The sequence below is a fragment of the Anaeromyxobacter sp. PSR-1 genome (assembly GCF_000964525.1).
Lineage (GTDB): Bacteria > Myxococcota > Myxococcia > Myxococcales > Anaeromyxobacteraceae > Anaeromyxobacter.
Window position 1 is genome coordinate 1 of record NZ_BAZG01000254.1, and the last position, 5057, is coordinate 5057.

3 protein-coding genes are annotated in these 5057 nt (G+C 73.6%); 2 read left to right on the forward strand and 1 reads right to left on the reverse strand.

Going from position 1 to position 5057, the window contains the following annotated elements:
- Positions 1–117 precede the first annotated feature (117 nt).
- Positions 118–1647: an Hsp70 family protein gene (locus tag PSR1_RS21670; RefSeq protein WP_059439428.1), complete on the reverse strand. Its 1530-nt coding sequence runs from the start codon at positions 1645–1647 to the stop codon at positions 118–120.
- A 137-nt stretch (positions 1648–1784) separates the two neighbouring features.
- On the opposite strand from PSR1_RS21670, the gene PSR1_RS21675 reads away from it, so the two are divergent.
- Both PSR1_RS21675 and PSR1_RS21680 read left to right on the forward strand, forming a co-directional pair.
- Entirely contained in the window at positions 1785–4046 is a 2262-nt protein-coding gene (locus tag PSR1_RS21675; protein ID WP_059439429.1) for a PrkA family serine protein kinase, read from the forward strand.
- 85 nt (positions 4047–4131) lie between these two features.
- Positions 4132–4980, forward strand: coding sequence for a serine protease (locus PSR1_RS21680; RefSeq protein WP_059439430.1), 849 nt, complete (start codon positions 4132–4134; stop codon positions 4978–4980).
- Positions 4981–5057: the final 77 nt, after the last annotated feature.

The window sequence follows — 5057 nt, forward strand, 5'->3', positions numbered from 1 at the left end:
GGCCCCGCACGGCGGCGGCAGGGGCGGCGACCGGCGGTAGCCGGCGGCGACCTCGCGTCCTCGCGGCCCCCGGCGCCCCCGCGCCGGGGGCCGCGCCGTCTCCGGGGGGCGCGGCCGTCAGCTGGAGGTGACGCGCACCGTGGTGCGCATCTGCCGGCCGGTGTCGAGGTCGCGGGCGCTCATGGAGAGGATCCCCTCGACGTTCACCTCGAACACGATCTCCAGCCGCACCTCGCCGGCGCGGCAGGGCCGGACCCCGCTGAAGGTGAACTCGCCCAGCAGCTCGTTCTGCGCGGTGAGCCCGTGGTCCCCCTGGAAGATCCGCACCACCAGCTCGCGCTGGCCGTCCACCGCGTTCGTCGCGGCCACGGTCCTCGCGTTCGGGATCGAGGCGTTGCGCGGGAAGACCACGTGCATCGTCCCGCCCGCCTGCTCGATCCCGATGGCCATCGGGATCACGTCGAGCAGCTGGATGCGCAGGTCGGAGGTCTCGCGCAGCGACCACCCGTACAGCGCCGCGCCGATCGCGACCGCCTCGTCGGGGTGGACGCCCTTGGACGGCGGACGGCCGAAGTAGCGGGTGAGCCGGTCCTGGATGATGGGCATGCGGGTCTGCCCGCCCACCAGCATCACCTCGTCGATGTCGGCGGCGCCCACGCCCGCGTCCACCATCACCCCGGCCATGATCTCGATCGACCGGTCCACCAGGTGGTGCGTGAGCGCCTCGAGCAGCGTGCGGTCGAAGCGCAGGTCCATGTTGAGCGGCTGGCCCTGCGCGGTCATGGTGATGAACGGGATCGAGAACGGCGCCTCGGCCCGGGCCGAGAGGTCGATCTTGGTCCGCTCGGCCAGGTCCTTGATCCGCTGCATCGCGACCGGGTCCGACGACAGGTCGATGCCGTGCTTGCGCCGGAAGTCGTCGAGCACGTGCCCGATCACCGCGTTGTCGAAGTCGAGGCCGCCCAGGAAGATGTCGCCGCCGGTGGCCTTCACCTCGAAGACGCGGTCGCGGATCTCGATGATGGAGACGTCGAAGGTGCCGCCGCCGAGGTCGTACACCAGCACCCGCTGGTCGAGCCGCTTCCCGATGCCGTAGGCGAGCGCGGCGGCGGTCGGCTCGTTGATGATCCGCACCACCTCCAGGTCCACCAGCGTGCCCGCCTCCTTCACGGCCTGCCGCTGGCGGTCGGTGAAGTACGCGGGCACGGTCACCACCGCGCGCTTCACCGGGATGCCCAGGTGGTCGGAGGCGACGTCGCGGATCTTGCCGAGGATCTTCGCGCTCACCTCGGGCACGTGGTAGCTGCGGCCGTGGCAGTCGAGCGCCACGTCGTTGAGGTCGCCGGCGTGCACCCGGTACTGCACCGAGCGCTGCACCGACTCGACCACGTCGTCCTTGGGCGCGCGCCCGATGAGGCGCTTGGTGGCGTACAGGGTGTTGCGCGGGTTGAGCTGCCACTGGCGCTTGGCCTCGTGGCCGATGAGCTCGTGGCCCTTGTCGTCGATCGCGAAGATCGACGGGATGGTGTACTCGCCGCCCTTGTACGGGATGAGCTTCACCTGGCCGTCGCCGACGGCCAGCGCGGCGCACGAGTTCGTGGTGCCGAGGTCGATCCCGATGATGACGTCGTTGGGCAGCCGCTCCATGGGTGCCGGAGGGTACTACGGAGGGGACCCAGCGTGGAGTGGCCCGCCGTCCGGGCTTGCACACACGCGCCCGCATGGCCGGCCGTTGGCGCGGCGGTCGCTCCGTGCCACGGTTAGGAACCGCTGGGAGGCCACCCATGGAGGCGCAGCGCTGGCTGGCGAACGTCGGATCGGGCGTGAAGGGCGCGTTCGTGGCGAACCGCTCGATCCTCTCGTACCCCGAGTACCTGCAGGCCTTCCTCGAGTCGCCGCGGGCCCACGCGCGCTCCGCCGCCCAGTACCTGCGCGACGTCCTCGACCACTTCGGGTCCGAGGAGCGCGACACGCCCGTCGGGCGGGTGCGCCGCTTCCGGCTGTTCGACCTGCCGTTCGATGCGGACGGCCGGCAGCACCGCGTGGCCGGCCAGGAGGAGGTCCAGGCCGCCATCTACCGCGCGCTCGGCGCGTTCGTGCGCAGCGGCCGCGTGAACAAGCTGGTGCTGCTGCACGGGCCGAACGGCTCGGCGAAGTCGTCGATCGTCTCGGCGCTGATCCGCGGGATGGAGGCGTACTCGCGCACGCCGGAGGGGACGCTGTACCGGTTCCACTGGGTGTTCCCGAGCGGCCGCGCGGTCCGCGGCGGGGGCCTCGGGTTCGGCGGCGGGCGCGGCGACGAGCCGGAGCTGCCGAGCTTCGCGCACCTGGAGGGCGACGCGCTGGACGCGCGGCTCTCCTGCCCGATGAAGGACCACCCGCTGCTGCTCGTGCCGCGCGCCGAGCGGCGGGCGCTGCTCGAGGAGCGCTGCCGGCCGAGCGCGCGCGAGGGGGCGGGGGAGCGGGACTTCGTGCTCTCCGACTACCTGCTCGAGGGCGAGGTCTGCCAGTACTGCCGGCAGGTGCACGACGCGCTGCTGGCCGCGTACCGCGGCGACTGGCTCAAGGTCCTCCGGCACGTGCAGGTGGAGCGCCTCTACGTCTCGGCGCGCTACCAGCAGGCGGCGGTCACGCTCGAGCCGCAGCTGTCGGTGGACGCCGGCTACCGGCAGGTCACGGTGGACCGGAGCGCCGCCGCGCTGCCGCCCGCGCTGCACGCGCTGACGCTGCTCGAGCCGGCCGGCCCGCTGGTGGCCGGCAACCGCGGCCTGGTGGAGTACTCCGACCTGCTGAAGCGCCCGCCGGAGGCGTTCAAGTACCTGCTCGGCATGGCGGAGACGGGCCGGGTCGCGCTCGACCAGGTGCTGCTCCAGCTCGACGCGGTGCTCATCGCGAGCGCGAACGAGAAGCAGCTCTCCGCGTTCAAGGAGTCGCCCGACTTCGCCTCGTACAAGGGCCGGCTCGAGCTGGTGCGCGTGCCGTACCTGCGCCGCGCCTCGGTGGAGCGCGAGGTGTACGACCAGCAGATCACCTCGGCCGCGGTCGGGCGCCACGTCGCGCCGCACGCCACCGAGGTGGCGGCGCGCTGGGCGGTGCTGACGCGCCTGAAGCGGCCGCTCCCGGAGCGCTACGAGGGCGAGCTGCGCGGGCTGGTCGAGGACCTCGCGCCGCTGGAGAAGCTGCGCCTGTACGACGCCGGCGCGGCGCCGGACCGGCTGTCGCTCGCGCAGGGCAAGGTGCTGCGCAAGCACGCCCCCGACCTCTACCGCGAGTCCGAGGCCTACCCGAACTACGAGGGGCGCATGGGCGCCTCGGCGCGCGAGCTCAAGACCGCGCTCCTGAACGCGGCCCAGTCGCAGGCCACCCGCTGCCTCACCCCGCGGGCGGTGCTGGACGAGCTGCGGGCGATCTGCCGGGACCGCACCGTGCACGACTTCCTGCAGCAGGAGGTGGTGGACGGGTACCACGACCACGAGGCGTTCGTGCGCGTGGTCGAGGCGGAGGTCCTCGACGCCGTCGACGAGGAGATCCGCGACTCGATGGGCCTCGTCTCCGAGGGCCAGTACCGCGAGCTGTTCGGGCGCTACGTGGCGCTCGTCTCGCACTGGGTGCGCGACGAGAAGATCCGCAACCCCGTGACCGGCGAGTACGCGCCGGCCGACGAGGGTCGCATGATCGAGCTGGAGAAGGTCGTCATGCCCGAGGGCGAGAACCGCACCGCGTTCAGGCGCGGCCTCATCGCGGCGGTGGGCGCCTACCGGCTCGACCACCCCGACGCCGCCGAGATCGACTACGTGGCCATCTTCCCGGACCTGTTCCGGCGCCTGCGCGAGCACACGTACGAGGAGCGCCGGCGGGAGCTGGGGCGGGCGACCGAGAGCCTGCTCCGCTACCTCTCCGACGAGCGGGCCTCGCTCGACGAGAAGGCGCGGCGGCAGGTCGAGCGCACGCTCGCCACCCTGCGCGAGCGCTACGGCTACTGCGAGGAGTGCGCGCGCGACGCGATCCTGTTCCTGACGCGCCGGCGCTACGAGGGCGCGGCCTGACGGGCGCTCGGGCGCACGCCGCGCGCGAGGCGGTCGCGCCGCACGCGGAGGGAATTGCCTCTTCGGGTCCGCCGTTTCGGATTTCGTGCCCCGCTATCGACTCCTGTCCAGCCTTGGCGGCGCGGCCCTGGTCGCCGGCCTCTTCCTCCTCGCCTCCCCGCTGCTGGGGCTCTCGTCGCCGCGCGCGGGCAACCCGCGCGCGGAGACCGTGCACAAGGTCTTCCCCTCGGCGGTCCGGCTCCAGATCGTCGCGGGCGGGAACGTGGTCCGGAGCGCCTCCGGCATCGCGTTCGCCCACGACGGCGGCCGCACCTACGTGCTCACCAACGCGCACGTGGTCGAGCCGGCCCGCGAGTGGCCGGAGGGCGCGGAGCTGCGCGTGCTCCCCTCCGACGGCTCCGCCGGCGTGGCCGCCACGGTGGTCGCGCGCGGGCGCGTGCCCGAGGCGGACCTGGCCGTCCTCGAGGTGGCGGCGAAGCTGCCGGTGACGCCGCTCGCCGGCGACGACCTGCTCGAACTCGGCGACGACCTCGTGGTGATCGGCGCGCCGTTCGGGAAGGGGCTCTCGGTGGCGGCGGGCATCGTCTCGCAGGTCGAGTACGAGCTGGCCGAGAACGCCGCGGCGCCGCGGCGCGCCCGCGCGCTCAAGACCGACGCGGCCATCGGCTACGGCAGCTCCGGCGGCGGCGTCTTCGACGTCCCCGGCGGCCACCTCATCGGGCTGGTCGAGGGCTACCGCACCGCGCGCGTGGCGTTCGGCAAGGACGAGGAGCAGTACGCGTTCGACGTGCCCATGCCAGGCGAGACGTTCGTCGCGCCCGCCGCGAAGATCCGCCGCTTCCTGGTCGAGAAGGGGCTCGGCCGGCTCGCGCCGCCGGAGGCCGTGGCCGGCGCCCAGGGGCCGGTCGCGACGCCGGCGGCCAAGCAGTTCTAGCCGGGCGCGCGCCGCGTCAGCGGCCGGGACCCCCGGCCGGCGGCGCAGGCGGGCCGGGCGAGGTGCTGCCCGGGGCC

What these genes read in the sequence shown, in the direction of transcription:
- PSR1_RS21670 (WP_059439428.1), bottom strand. Translation starts at nt 1,647, where the DNA reads ATGGAGCGGCTGCCCAACGACGTCATCATCGGGATCGACCTCGGCACC.
- PSR1_RS21675 (WP_059439429.1), top strand. Translation starts at nt 1,785, where the DNA reads ATGGAGGCGCAGCGCTGGCTGGCGAACGTCGGATCGGGCGTGAAGGGC.